This window comes from Pseudomonas sp. MWU13-3659, from assembly GCF_023757525.1.
Classification (GTDB): Bacteria; Pseudomonadota; Gammaproteobacteria; order Pseudomonadales; family Pseudomonadaceae; genus Aquipseudomonas; species Aquipseudomonas entomophila_E.
This window is the reverse complement of the sequence record NZ_JAMSHW010000006.1, coordinates 226,935-240,867: the sequence shown is the minus strand read 5'-3', so window position 1 is coordinate 240,867 and position 13,933 is coordinate 226,935. Positions and strand designations below refer to the sequence as shown.

Sequence of the window (13,933 nt, the reverse complement as noted above, 5' to 3'; positions counted from 1 at the left end):
TTGATGACGAGTACGCCTAAACCCCTGGTCCTGATCATCCTGGATGGCTTCGGTCACAGCGAAAGCCCCGAATACAACGCCATCTTCGCCGCCAACACACCGGTCTACGACCGCCTGCGCGCCACCCAGCCGCACGGTTTGATCTCCGGTTCCGGCATGGACGTGGGCCTGCCCGACGGGCAGATGGGCAACTCCGAAGTCGGTCACATGAACCTCGGTGCCGGCCGCGTGGTGTACCAGGACTTCACCCGGGTGACCAAGGCCATCCGTGACGGCGAATTCTTCGAAAACCCCGTGCTCACTGGCGCGGTGGACAAGGCGGCCAGCGCCGGCAAGGCCGTGCACATCCTCGGCCTGCTCTCCGACGGCGGCGTGCACAGCCACCAGGACCACCTGATCGCCATGGCCGAGCTGGCCGCCCAGCGAGGCGCCGAGAAGATCTACCTGCACGCCTTCCTCGACGGCCGCGACACGCCGCCGCGCAGCGCCCAGTCCTCCATCGAACTGCTTGACGCCACCTTCGCCAAGCTCGGCAAGGGCCGCATCGCCAGCCTGATCGGCCGCTACTACGCCATGGACCGCGACAACCGCTGGGACCGCGTCAGCGCTGCCTACAACCTGATCGTCGACAGCGCCGCCGAATACACCGCCGATAGCGCCCTTGCCGGCCTGCAAGCCGCCTACGCCCGCGAGGAGAACGACGAGTTCGTCAAGGCCACGCGCATTGGCGAAGCCGTCAAGGTCGAAGATGGCGACGCGGTCATCTTCATGAACTTCCGCGCCGACCGCGCCCGCGAGCTGTCGCGCGCATTCGTCGAGCCGGACTTCAACGAATTCCCACGCGCACGCCTGCCCAAGCTGGCGGCGTACATCGGCCTGACCCAGTATTCGGCAAAAATCCCGGCGCCAGCCGCATTTGCTCCGTCCAGCCTGGACAACGTTCTGGGCGAATACCTGGCGAAGAACGGCAAGACCCAGCTGCGCATCGCCGAGACCGAGAAGTACGCGCATGTCACCTTCTTCTTCTCCGGTGGCCGCGAAGAACCGTTCGAAGGCGAAGAACGCATCCTGATCCCGTCGCCGAAGGTCGCCACCTACGACCTACAACCGGAAATGAACGCCCCAGAGGTGACCGACCGCATCGTCGAAGCCATCGAGCAGCAGCGCTTTGACGTGATCGTGGTCAACTACGCCAACGGCGACATGGTCGGCCATACCGGCGTATTCGAAGCGGCGGTCAAGGCCGTCGAAGCCCTGGACAGTTGTGTCGGGCGCATCGTCGAGGCGCTGGACAAGGTGGGCGGCGAAGCGCTGATCACCGCCGACCACGGCAACGTCGAGCAGATGGAAGACGAATGTACCGGCCAGGCGCACACCGCCCATACCAGCGAGCCGGTGCCGTTCATCTATGTCGGCAAGCGCAGCGTCAAGGTCCGCGAAGGCGGCGTGCTGGCCGATGTCGCACCGACCATGCTCAAGCTGCTGGGGCTGGAAAAGCCCGCGGAAATGACCGGTACGTCCATTCTGGTTGACGCTTGATTCGTGTTTTGGGGCCGCTTTGCGGCCCTTTCGCGGCACAAGGCCGCTCCTACAGGCGATCGCATATAACCTGTAGGAGCGGCCTTGTGCCGCGAAAGGGCTGCGCAGCAGCCCCAAAACACATGAATTCCAGACCAACGCCTCGCCGCACACGCCGCTGGGCGTTTTTTTTGCAGGCCCGCAAGGGCATACTAGGCCAGTCTCCATCCCCGGTACGCCAAACCCCATGCTCCGCGCCCTTCTCTTACTAGCCCTGTCATGCCTGCTCGCCCCGGCCTTCGCTGCCGACGAGCGCGCGCAGACCCAGCAACAGCTGGACGCCACCCGCCAGGACATCGCCGAGCTGAAGAAAATGCTGGGCAAGCTCCAGGAGGAGAAGTCCGGCGTGCAGAAAGACCTCAAGGCCACCGAGACCGATATCGGCAACCTCGAAAAGCAGGTGGAGGCACTGCAGCAAGAACTAAAAAAGACCGAGGGCGAGCTGGAGCGCCTTGACCACGAGAAAAAAAAACTCCAGAGCGCCCGCAGTGAACAACAGCGACTGATCGCCATCCAGGCCCGTTCCGCCTACCAGAACAACGGCCGCGAGGAATACCTCAAGCTGCTGCTCAACCAGCAGAACCCGGAAAAGTTCGCCCGCACCCTCACGTACTACGACTACCTGAGCAAGGCGCGCACCGAACAGTTGCGCACCTTCAACGAGACCCTGCGCCAACTGGCCAATGTCGAGCAGGACATCGGCCGCCAGCAGGAGCAACTGCTCGCGCAACGCGCCGACCTCGACAGCCAGCGCCAAGCCCTGGAGAGCGAGCGCGGCAAGCGCCAGCAGGTGCTGGCCAAGCTCAACAGCGACATGAAGGAGCGCGACCAGAAGCTCCAGGCCCGCGAGCAGGACCAGGCCGACTTGGGCAAGGTGCTCAAGACCATCGAGGAAACCCTCGCTCGCCAGGCCCGCGAGGCTGAAGAAGCCCGTCAGCGCGCCCTGCTGGCCAAGCAGGAAGAAGAAAAACGGCTCAAGGAACAGGCCCTGGCCGCCGCCCGCGACAACACGCCCGAGGAAGCCCCGAAAAAAGCCCGCACCCTGCTGGGGCCAGTGGTTTCCAGCGACGGAGCCAACTATGGCGGTGCATTTTCCGCGGCCCGGGGAAAACTTCCGTGGCCCGTCAATGGTCGACTGTTGGCACGCTTTGGCGATACCCGTGGTGGCGATGCCCGGGCCAAGTGGGACGGTGTGATGATCGGCGCCAGCGCCGGTACCCAGGTGCGCGCCGTGCATGGCGGGCGCGTGGTGTTCGCCGACTGGTTGCGTGGCGCCGGACTTCTGGTCATCCTCGACCATGGCAACGGTTACCTGAGCCTGTACGGCCACAACCAGAGCCTGCTCAAGAGCGCCGGCGATATCGTCAAGGCCGGCGAGGCCATTTCCACCGTTGGCGACAGCGGTGGTCAGGACAGTGCAGGACTGTACTTCGCGATTCGCCAGCAGGGCCGGCCCACCGACCCCGCGCAATGGTGCCGAGGCTAGGTTCGACTATTTTTACGGCGCGGCACCAGAAACGTGACGCACCGATGCTCCCCCGCAGGAGCGCCAACAGGATCAGGAGTTCGTTCGACATGCTGCACTCGCCTCGCCTCTCTCAACTGGCCCTGACCATTGCCCTGGTCGTCGGCGCGCCCCTGGCCACCGCCGCCGAGCCGGTCAAGCCTGCGGCCAAGCCGGCCACGGTGCCGGCCACCGAGGTGACCGCCAAGGCGCCCCTGCCCCTGGAGGAACTGCGCACCTTCGCCGAGGTCATGGACCGCATCAAGGCCGCCTATGTCGAACCCGTGGATGACAAGACGCTGCTGGAGAACGCCATCAAGGGCATGCTCAGCAACCTCGACCCGCATTCGGCCTACCTCGGCCCCGAGGACTTCCAGGAGCTGCAGGAGAGCACCAGCGGCGAGTTCGGCGGGCTGGGCATCGAAGTCGGCCAGGAAGACGGCTTCATCAAGGTGGTCTCGCCCATCGACGATACCCCGGCCTCCCGTGCTGGCGTGCAGGCCGGTGACCTGATCGTCAAGATCAACGGTGCCCCGACCCGCGGCCAGACCATGACCGAAGCGGTCGACAAGATGCGCGGCAAGGTCGGCGAGAAGATCACCCTCACGCTGGTGCGCGACGGCGGCACGCCCTTCGACGTGACCCTGGCCCGGGCGGTGATCCAGGTCAAGAGCGTGAAGAGCCAGCTGCTGGAGAACGACTACGGCTACATCCGCATCACCCAGTTCCAGGTCAAGACCGGCGACGAGGTGGGCAAAGCCCTGGCCAAGCTGCGCAAGGACAATGGCAAGAAGCTGCGCGGCGTGGTGCTCGACCTGCGCAACAACCCGGGCGGCGTGCTGCAGGCCGCGGTGGAAGTGGCGGACCACTTCCTCACCAAGGGCCTGATCGTCTACACCAAGGGCCGCATCGCCAACTCCGAGCTGCGCTTCTCCGCCGACCCGGCCGACGCCAGCGAAGGCGTGCCACTGGTGGTGCTGATCAACGGCGGCAGCGCCTCGGCCTCGGAGATCGTCGCCGGTGCCCTGCAGGACCAGAAACGCGCCGTGCTGATGGGCACCGACAGCTTCGGCAAGGGTTCGGTACAGACCGTGCTGCCGCTGGCCAACGACCGCGCGCTCAAGCTCACCACCGCGCTGTACTTCACCCCCAACGGCCGCTCGATCCAGGCCCAAGGCATTGTCCCCGACATCGAAGTGCGCCCGGCCAAGCTCACCACAGAGGCCGACAACGACAACTTCAAGGAAGCTGACCTGCAGGGCCACCTGGGCAACGGCAACGGCGGCGCTGATCGCCCGACCGGCAGCAGCAAGCGCAAGGATCGCCCACAGGACAACGACTTCCAGCTCAGCCAGGCCCTCAGCCTGCTCAAGGGCCTGAACATCACCAAGGGCAACTGACCGCTTCCCATGCGTTATCTGCTGTTCACGCTGTTCTGCCTCATGCTCGGCGCCGCCCAGGCGGCACCGGGCAAGGCCTACATGAGCATCATCATCGACGACCTGGGCCAGAGCGACGAGCGCGACAGCCGCACCCTCGCCCTGCCCGGCCCGGTCACGATGGCGATCATGCCCGACACGCCCCACGCCACCGACTTCGCCCGCCAGGCCCACAAGGCCGGACGCACGGTGATCCTGCACATGCCCATGGACCCGGCCACCGGCCCGTATGCCTGGCACCCCGGCACAGCCATCGAGGAACTGGCCCGGCGCCTGGACGCTGCGCTGGCCAAGGTGCCCTACGCCGCCGGCATCAACAACCACATGGGCAGCCGCATGACCGCGCAGCGCGAACCGATGCACTGGTTGATGGAGGAACTGCAGCGTCGCCACCTGTTCTTCGTCGACAGCCGCACCAGCGCCGCCACAGTCGCGGCTGCCGAAGCCCAGGCAGTGGGCCTGGCCCATGTCTCACGGGACGTGTTCCTCGATGACGTGCGCACCCCGGAGGCGATCAGCGGGCAGTTGCAGCAGGGTATCGCCCTTGCCCGCAAGCAGGGTTCGGCGGTGCTGATCGGCCATCCCTACCCGCAGACGCTGGACGTGCTGAGCCGCGAGATCCCCAAGCTCAAGGCACAGGGCATAGAACTGATCAGCCTGCGCCAGATGATCGCCGAGCGCGGCAATCAAGCCATGCCCGCCCATGGCCGCCAGGGTCGCTACAGCAACCGCTGATTAGCCAACCTCTGTAGGAGCGGCTTTAGCCGCGATCATCCGCGAAGCGGGTGCCAGACACCGAGAGCCTGCATCGCGGCTAAAGCCGCTCCTACAGAGAACGCGTTCCCTGCCCGGCTGCATTCCACAGAAACTGCGCACCAGTACATAAGTGCCACCTTGCGCGTCATCGCCCAGGACACTGTCACGTCGGCAATCCACACAGGAGAACACCCGATGCCGACTGCAACCGCTTCCATCCTGGGCCTGGCAATGGCCCTGACATCATCCGGCGCCCCACCCGGCAACAGTCCCCTCTCAGCGCTGCTCAACAACGCACAAGGCGAACACGCTCATTGGAGCGGGATCGGCCGCCTCAATCTTCCGCGAGGCGATCAATGCATCGCCTCGCTGATCGACAGCCGAGGTGCTGAAGGCCACGACGCCGGCCCAGCCTACGTGCTGACCAGCGGCCACTGCCTGGACACCCGCAACGGCAGGATCGTCCACGACCAACCCGCGCAAGGCAGCCTTATCTTCAATTACTTTGCCGACACCCCCGACAGGCGACCAGTCTTCGCACTCAAACGCACGATCTGGAGCAGCATGCAGGGCAGCGACCTGGCATTGGTGGAGCTGAATGCCAGCCTCGCCGAGGTCATGGCCGCTGGCATCCAACCTTTGCTGCTGGGGCCAAGCCCCAGGCCGGGTAGCACAGTGGTGATGGTGGGCGAAGGCAGCAGGCCTGACACCGGCCTGCGCGCCAGCCACTGCATCGAACAAGACGAGGCAACTGTCACCCAGTTCCCCTGGGTTTGGCGCAAGCTCAAGGCCAACGATTGCCCCGCCAATTCCCAAGGGGCATCCGGCAGTCCCGTCATCGATCAGGCAACACGGCGCCTGGTCAGTGTCCTCAATAGCGTGGACGTCGGCCCGACACCCACCAACTACGCCATCCCCGTCCAGCGAATGCTCGGTTGTTTTCACCAGGGCCATGCCGACCTGACCCTGGAAAGCTGTCATCTGCTGCCCGGTTTCCAATTCACCCAGCAAGTGCCGAGGCATGTCCTCAGAAGGCTCGGTGCCGACCACGAAGCCCCCACCTGGAACCTGACCTTCACCCTCGACACCCCACGCTATCGCTACAAGCAAGTTCGCGATGCACTGGAGTGCGAGAAGGCGGACGGCTACAGCGGTACGATTGCGTCAGATGAAAACCGCATCGACGACCCAATTGCAGCCGAGCCTGGCAGGTACCACCTGTGCGTGGTTGGTGTGCAGTCCCCTGAGCAGCGCCCCTCTTCGGCATTGCTGGGCAATGCACTCAGCCTGCCAGTGGAGGTGATTCCAGCAGGGTTGCCACAGGTCCGCTACACCATCGACCGCCACAGCCAGGGGCACGCCAGAATCAACTGGCAGTCCGAGCAACCTTACCTGAGCAGGTACCTGGTGAAGCATGGCGCCCCGAACCGAATGGACTGCGACAACCCCATCGGTTATCACCGAGCAGTGACGCCGTCGCAAATCATTCCGGCATCCCAGCTTCCCACCCTGCTGTGCAGCCGGGCCATCGACATCGATGGCCAGGTCGCTGCGACTTTCTCCGAACTGCTACCTGCCGAGGCCAAGTGAACATTGGCCCTGCCTGCAAAGGCAGGGCTGACGCCCCCATCGTTCAGGTCAAGGAAATGATGCCCTCCACATCGGCGGGTGTCAGTCGCCCCCGATGCACTCGCTCACCACTGACGGTTTCGTACTGCCGCCCCAGAAAACGCTGGCTCCACACCTTCAGGTGCCCGCGAGTGAACGCCGCGAGTGGCGCTGCCTGCGCAGGCAGGTGGAAATGCGCCGCCCAGAGGCTGCGGCCCTTGGTTTCGCCCGGGGCATTCAGGCGGGTGACCCTGAATTCGTCGAAAGGGCTGGTGCCGCTGGAGGTGTCTCGCCTGACATAATCCACCTTGAGCAGCCCCTGGCCATGAAGAAAGCGCAGCCCGTGCGCAGTGGGATAGCGGGTCTTGTCGTACAGCTCGGTCAACAGCTGCTGCATCTGTGCCTGCAAGTCGGTCGCGGCGGCACTCAAGGAAGCCGTCAACGCCTCACTTGCCCCCTGCCCAGCCAGGACCGCGGCCGCAGCCTGCATACGGTTGGCCTGTCGCTTGAGCAGGCGCTCCAGCATGCGCCCGTTGACATCATCTTTCACGTAGGCCCGCGCGATGGCCAGTACATCGTCGTTATCCTTAAGCAGCCCCTGTACCAGGACCTTGGCCTGCTCCGCCCCCTCATCCCCGACATTGGCCTCGGGCACATCGCCTTCGCGCTCCAGCCAGTCACCGTCCTTGAAGTCGAAGACCTGCAGGACTGCCTTGCTGATCGGGTCGCGCACCTCGAGCCGTGTCCCGTCCTGCGCCTGCACTTCGGTTCCGATGACCAGCAGGCCCTCGCGGTTGCGGACCGCCCGCTGCAACTCGTCGGTACGCGGATAAGGCACCCGCCTGATCACCCCTGGCGCGCCGTCCTGCTCCGCGAGAGCATCCACCAGGCGGCGCCCGGCATCGTCCTTGAGCAGTTGCATGTGGGTCCGGTAGCGCTGCAGGCGGTCGACTTCCACCAGGGCGCCGCCTGTGCGCTCCAGGTGCAACGCATTGATGATCGCCGCCGCATAGGCGTCCCACGCTTCCTGGAGAATGCTGATGCGGTCGGCCACGCCCAGGTTGGACATCAGCGACTCACCATGGGCCGTGGCGGCGCTCCTGAGCGTGATACCTGCCAGGTCGTCGCGATACCTCAGCAGTTGATGCCGGCCACTTTTCGAGTCCAGGTGCAGTGCCAGGTCTGCCAGGTTCAGCGCGTGATGGAAGCGAAGATCGACAGTGGTGAACGTGCGTTCGGCGATCAATTGACCGACCGTTCGCCGGGTCCCGGCAATGCCGAAGTCAAGATCGTCGGGCACCTCGGCCAACAGCTCGTCCAGGCTTCCCTGTGCAACCAGCATGCGCTCCTGGAGCTCGATGACCTTCGCCAGCTCCCCACGAAAATGCCGATACTCGTCGCGCACATGGGCACCTACACCATCATCGAACTGCGCCGCCAGCTCGGTCATGCGCGGGAAGTTCGCAAGGTGCTGCAGCTCACCCAGGATGAAATCGCTGTTGCGCAACAGGGCCGCCGTCAGCGTGGTCCGCTGCAAGTCGAGGGTCTGCGTAAAGCCAGCCTTGCGCAGGCTGCCGTACTTGGGTTCGAGCATGGCCTGCAGCACGCCGCAGTGTTCGCGGTCCAGGCGCACCACCTCTTCGGCCTGGGCGACGGCTTGCAGACGCGTGGCGTCCAGCTCGCCATCGAGCGCGGCGATGCGCTGATCATAAGACGCCATGATCCGGTCGGAGGCGGCCATGTCGAATGTTTCATCCTCGTGCTCTTCAGCTGCGAGTCGCCTGCCCCTTTCCTGAAGCCTCAACCTTTCCAGATGCTGAAGACGCTCCTGGACCGTGACGACTTCCAGGCTGAGGCGGCCAAACGTCCGCAATTCCAGATTGGCCTGGTCGGTCAATTTGTTGGTGGCGACTCGCAACCTGGCGAACTGCTGCTCGAGACGCCCGCTGGGCATGCCACCATCGAGGCGCAACCGGGTATCGATGCGCCAGGCGTCTTGCTCGAAGGCCAGCCACGGCCCCGGCTGCCACGCGTCGTCGACAACCCGGATGTCATCACCTTCCACACTGACGGCGAAGGCTTCGCCCAACATCGAGACATAATGCCGCCCATCAACCGTGTACAGCCCGGACAACGAAGGCTGCAAGCCCGTCAGCGGAACACTCGCACGCATCGCCAACAAGGCCTTGCGTTGCTCCGGGGCAAGCCAGTTGAAACCCTGGTTGCCACGCCAACTCAGGTCGAGTTGCAAACCCGTGGCAGCACTCGGCGGCGGCCCCGGCATACCCACTTTGCCTTGGTCTGGCTCGACCCTTGCCGCCGCGTAGCCACCGTCCTGGGCGGGTGGCCCCTCGAAGCCGGCGGCCTGGAGCCAGCGCTGCGACATGGCTTCGCTGCCCTTCGGCAGACGTGCATGCAACAGCGCCATACCCAGGTTGATGACCAGGTCAACGGCGGCCGCGGAACGCTCGAAGGCGTCGCCTTGCGCCAGGGCCTGTCCATCGCCACGCAGGCTATCAAGGGCCTGGATCAACCAAGCAACCGTGGCGACCGGCCCGCTCATCAGCACCGTGGCGGTATCGAACAACAGCCATGCGCCCTGGCCGAGCACCGCCCAACGGCTTTCGGCAGTGGACGTGCTCTGCTTGTCGGCCAGATCCAAGAGCAACGCCCGATTTGCCGCGTACAGTTTTTCATCCACATCGCTTAGCCACAGCACCCCGTCCAACTGGGCCGGCTCGGGCTTTTCGGGTAGCTGGAAAGGATCGATACCAAGATGCACGACGTGGGGCTCTGCGAATCCACCGTTGTCGTAGATCGGCCGAACATGCTCATCCATCCAGGCCAGGATGCTCGCCTGCAGCGGGCCCGCTTCGCGGATGGCCTCCATCAGCGCATCGATGCTGGAGAACTGCCGTAGCGGTTCATCCGCGTACAGCGGGCGGTAGAGCAGTACCACTTGGGGCTCGGTCGAGAACAGCACGAACATGCCCTGGACCCGATCATGCTGCCTGGAAGCCGGCTGCCGCTTGAAGGTGAGCGGCATCAGGCCACCCGCCTTCGAGGCCTTGTCGACACGGCCTTTGCACAGATCGACGACACACTGCAGGCCGGCCTCACTGAGCTTGCGATCGAGTTTCGCCTGCAAGGCACTGAAACGCAGCGACTGGCGCCACTCCCGGGCAAAACGCCGAGTACGCTCGGAGCGGGTCGCCGGGTCATCCAGGGCGTCGGCCACGTACCTGGGGTAGCGGCCACCGATATCGACCTTGCGCACCAATGCCTTCACGTAACCGGCATTCATCCAGGGCATGATCAGCTGATCGTTGGCGTGCCTGATCTTTTCGATTAAGGCATCACCCAGCGAACTGAGGTTGGCAATGGCGAACTCAGTCAAGGTCATTTCGCCTGCCGGCTCCAGAGACTCGCCACCCCCCGTGCCTGCTCCTGCGCCACCCGGCACACCCTTGGCGACCTGAAGCTCCAGGATCAGCTCATCGGAAAAATAGTTGGCTTCCACCGGATAGTCCTTGAGCATCTGCTCACGCAGTTGCTGGCGGGCATAAGCCAGCAGGTCGAGTACCCCATCCAGGGCCGCCACGCCCTTGGCGTCGAGCTGGTCCAGCGCCATGTCCAGCAACGCCGACTGATAGGCGAAGCTGTTGCCAGCCGAAGCAGCGCCTATGCCCGGCGGTATCGCGGGTGTGCCACTTTCTTCGACGAAATAGCCAGCCACCAGCCACTGCGCGGGGTCGCTCAGCTCGGCGAACAGCGCCTCCATGTCCGCCAGTGCCAGCCCCTTCAGGCGCAATTGCCCGATGCGCTCGAGCATGTGCCCGAGCAGCAAGGCGCTCCACTGCGCGAATACATCGCCCTCGAGCTCGTGGCGATCCCAGGCCATGGCAGTGAACCGGTAGCACAACGCAAGTTCGTCACGCAGCGCCAGGGCGAAATCGTCCAGCGAATCAAAAGCCCTGACCTGGCTCGACGGCGTGCACCAGAGCACTACCTCCTGGTCGTCCCACTCACCCGCCACCAGCAAGCCGGGCTGTACCCGTTTGAATTGCTGCTGATCCGCAGTCAGGTTGACCTGCACGACGAACACCGCAGGCTGGTCATCACCTCCCCGAATGAGGCCACGGACACACGCCTGTTGCCGATCGTCCAGCTCTTGCAGGGGCAGGTTGCGCAGCAGCGCCATTTTCAACAGCAACTGCAACCCGGCATCGCGGCGCTTGCCGGATTTGCCCAGCTCGTTCCAATAGCTCACCTGGGCTTCAGCGAAATGTTCCACCAACTGCGGCAGCAGCGTGTTGAGCGCGGGCGTGATACCCGTCAGGCGGCGTGTATCCCATTCGCCGTGCGAGCCGGCGAAACGGTGAGACGCTGCCAAACCCAGATTGTGATGGCGCTCACCGAGAGCCTCCAGGTCCAACGGTATGCCATCGAGCATTGCCTGTAACACGACATCCACCAGCGGGGCGGTCGTCCAGTACTCGGTATCGGGGTCGGGACTGTCCAGAGTCAGCGGGTCGGCGGATGTCAGTGCCGGCTCGACGAAGGTCAGCCAGGGCAGTTCCTTGAGCAGCACCTGCAACAGTTGCTCGCTCACCACCTGGCGCAGGGTCGGGCGGTCGGCGAACTGCCGGGCGACGGCGTTTTTGAAGTCGAAGATCGGCGTAGAGAGTTGAGTCATGGCACGGGCCTGTTCGTTGATGAACCGCCACCATGCCCGCGGACCCACTCACCACAGGCACTACATATTGCCCCCTGAAACGACAAAGGGCCCGACGCTTGCGCGCCAGGCCCCTTGCTCACTTCAGCCGTGATCAGCTGTACACACGCCCCAGCAACTGGCGGTGGCTTTCGAACTGATCCAGCACGTCACGCACGATCTGCTCGCGGGTGAAGCCCATCAGGTCGTACTCCTGGCTGCCATCGTGCAGGTATACCTCGGCACGGTAGAAGCGCTGGCGCACTTCCGGCTCGCCCTCGACCGGCGCCTCGCTCGGTGCGGCCATGTAGCCATCCAGGCTGGCTTCGTAGACGAACGGGTTGCCCTCTTCCATCATCACCCGCAGGCCCATCATGTTGCGCGACTGGCCAACACGGGTCTCGACCTCGAAGCCCAGGGTGCGCAACTGCTCGGCGGCTTCTTTGAGCGCCGGGCTGACCTGCTTGTCCATGAAACGCTGGACAACGGCCTGGGTCGGTTGCAGGTCCAGCTGGCTCAGGCGCTCGCTGAAACCGCGACGGCCACGGGCGGCCAGTTCGGCGCGCTCGCTCTCGACCGCGACGTCCTGCTTCATGGCCTTCATCAGGCCGAACATGAACAGCACCAGGACCACCGAGAACGGCAGCCCGGCCAGCACCACCATGGTCTGCATGGCTTCGAAATTACCGGCGAACAGCAAGCCGATAGTGACCAGGGTGATGACCACCGACCAGAACACCACCATCCAGTGCGGGGCGTCTTCGTCGACCTTGCCGCCTTTGCACGACAGGTTGGCCATCATCACAGCGCCGGAGTCGGCGGGGGTCAGGAACAGCACGAAGCCGACGAACACGGCTACACCGATGACAATCTTGGCGGCCGGGAAGAATTCCAGCAGTTGGTAGATCGACATCGACGGTTGTTCGAGCGCCGTCTTGCCCAGCTCCACGGCACCCTGGTTGATCACCAGGTCCAAAGCGGTGTTACCGAAGATCGACAGCCAGGCCAGGGTGAAGCCCAGCGGGATCAGCAGCACGCCGCTGACCAATTGGCGCACGGTACGGCCCTTGGAGATACGGGCGATGAACATGCCGACGAACGGGCCCCAGGAGATCCACCAGGCCCAGTAGAACACGGTCCACAGGCCCAGCCAGCGCTCGGACTTGTCGTTGTCGCCTTCATAGACATACAGGTCGAAGGTCTTCAGCACGACACCGTTGAGGTAGTCACCGACGTTCTGCACGAAGCCGTTGAGCAGATGCAGGGTGTTACCAGCCAGCAGCACGAAGATCAGCAGGCCGCTGAACAGCAGGATGTTCAGGTTGGACAGGCGGCGGATGCCGTTTTCCACGCCCGACACCGCAGCCACGGTGGCAACGCCGGCCATGACCAGGATCACCACCAGCAGGTTGGTCTTGCTGTGATCCATGCCGAACAGGTATTCCAGACCGGACGCCACCTGCATCGAGCCGATGCCCAGGTTGGTCACCAGGCCAAGCAGGGTGACGAACATGCCGAAGATGTCCACGGCATGGCCGGCACCGCCCTTGACCCAACGCTCACCGACCAGCGGGTACAGCGCCGAGCGCAGTGCCAGTGGCTGGTTGTGGCGGTAGGCGAAATAACCCACGGCCAGGCCGACCAGGGCGTAGATTGCCCAGCCGTGCAGGCCCCAGTGCAGGAAGGTCAGCTGCAGGCCCTGGCGCGCGGCCTCGAGGCTGGCAGGGGTGCCCTCCGGCGGGTTGAAATAGTGGTCCAGCGGCTCGGAGGCGCCGAAGTACAGCAGCGAGATACCGATACCGGAGGAGAACAGCATGCCGGCCCAGGCGCCGTAGCTGAAGTCGGGGGTGTCGTCCTTGCCGCCCAGCTTGAGCTTGCCGAAGTCGGAGAAGGCCAGGTAGACGACGAACAGCAGGTAACCGCAGATCACCAGCATGTAGTACCAGCCGAAGGTACGGGTCAGCCATTTCTGGGCGACGCCCAGCACCTGGCCGGCGGTTTCGGGTACAGCGATCAGCAAGGCAGTCAGAACGAGGATCATCATCGCCGAGGTGAAGAACACCACGCGATTGACCCGTACCCGCTCGGCGGGAGGCTTTGTCAGGGAGGCAGAACTCATTGCACGAATGCTCCGGGCAGTGCGGCAGTGGAGGCTAAACAGTTATTTCCCACGCAATTGGTGCAATAGCCCTACTGCGCAAGGTGTTATAAAAGCACCCTGGAAACCGTGATCCCGAATCGAAACGCTGCAAAAAAAACAGACCGGCCGCCTGTCGCCTTGCCACGCACTCAGCAGAAGGTGCGCGCATTCGCCACAGACCACCTGGCCCGCTC

Annotated in this window: 7 protein-coding genes; 5 read left to right on the top strand and 2 right to left on the bottom strand. The window is 64.2% G+C overall.

Annotation, left to right across the window (positions count from 1 at the left end; genetic code table 11):
- The first annotated feature begins 3 nt into the window (after positions 1 to 3).
- The 5 genes from gpmI to NGM28_RS10720 all read left to right on the top strand — a co-directional run bounded on the left by gpmI (position 4) and on the right by NGM28_RS10720 (position 6,867).
- Positions 4 to 1,539 carry a 2,3-bisphosphoglycerate-independent phosphoglycerate mutase gene (gene gpmI / locus NGM28_RS10740; protein ID WP_252090107.1) on the top strand — a complete coding sequence of 512 codons (1,536 nt, stop codon included), beginning with the start codon at positions 4 to 6 and terminating at the stop codon, positions 1,537 to 1,539.
- 226 nt (positions 1,540 to 1,765) lie between these two features.
- Complete coding sequence (locus NGM28_RS10735) at positions 1,766 to 3,064, top strand: murein hydrolase activator EnvC family protein (RefSeq protein WP_252090106.1); 1,299 nt, start codon at positions 1,766 to 1,768, stop codon at positions 3,062 to 3,064.
- Positions 3,065 to 3,153: 89 nt separating this feature from the next.
- On the top strand, positions 3,154 to 4,482 hold the full coding sequence (locus tag NGM28_RS10730; protein WP_240063923.1) for a S41 family peptidase: 1,329 nt from the start codon (positions 3,154 to 3,156) through the stop codon (positions 4,480 to 4,482).
- 9 nt (positions 4,483 to 4,491) lie between these two features.
- The gene (locus tag NGM28_RS10725) at positions 4,492 to 5,256 is read left to right on the top strand and encodes a divergent polysaccharide deacetylase family protein (RefSeq protein WP_240063924.1); all 765 of its coding nucleotides are present in this window, start codon (positions 4,492 to 4,494) and stop codon (positions 5,254 to 5,256) included.
- Positions 5,257 to 5,472: 216 nt separating this feature from the next.
- A complete protein-coding gene (locus NGM28_RS10720) occupies positions 5,473 to 6,867 on the top strand; it encodes a trypsin-like serine peptidase (protein ID WP_252090104.1) in 1,395 nt (464 codons plus the stop codon).
- Between the two features lie 43 nt (positions 6,868 to 6,910).
- On the opposite strand, the gene NGM28_RS10715 is transcribed toward NGM28_RS10720, so the two are convergent.
- Positions 6,911 to 11,581 (bottom strand): dermonecrotic toxin domain-containing protein, encoded by a 4,671-nt coding sequence (locus NGM28_RS10715; RefSeq protein ID WP_252090102.1) that lies wholly within the window; start codon positions 11,579 to 11,581, stop codon positions 6,911 to 6,913.
- A 133-nt stretch (positions 11,582 to 11,714) separates the two neighbouring features.
- Complete coding sequence (locus tag NGM28_RS10710; protein WP_275679186.1) at positions 11,715 to 13,718, bottom strand: BCCT family transporter; 2,004 nt, start codon at positions 13,716 to 13,718, stop codon at positions 11,715 to 11,717.
- Positions 13,719 to 13,933 lie beyond the last annotated feature (215 nt).